The sequence below is a fragment of the Limosilactobacillus portuensis genome (assembly GCF_014838735.1).
Classification (GTDB): Bacteria; Bacillota; Bacilli; order Lactobacillales; family Lactobacillaceae; genus Limosilactobacillus; species Limosilactobacillus portuensis.
The window spans coordinates 1-282 of record NZ_JABUXQ010000132.1; the positions used below are offsets into that span (position 1 = coordinate 1).

Annotated in this window: 1 protein-coding gene; it reads left to right on the top strand. The window is 34.8% G+C overall.

Annotated elements, in window-relative coordinates; translation table 11 throughout:
* The coding region (locus HUK49_RS10865) for an HAD hydrolase family protein (protein ID WP_191913696.1) at positions 1–282 on the top strand (282 nt) is incomplete at both ends.

Below are 282 nucleotides of genomic sequence, written 5' to 3' on the forward strand. Positions count from 1 at the left end.
CGTAAAAATCGCACTTGCCTCAGGTCGTCCAACAGCGGGGATGTTACCAACTGCAAAGTCATTAAAGATGGATGAATTTGGAAGTTATATTATGAGTTACAATGGGGCACAAACAATTGAACTCTCTAATGAAGAAGTTGTTTCGAAAAAAGTCATTGAAAAAGCAGAATTCGATAAAATTGTAGACTTTTGCCGTGAACATGAACTTTTCGTATTAACTTATCATGATGATACAATTATTTATGAAGGCGAGCATGAATATATGAATATCGAATCAGAGTT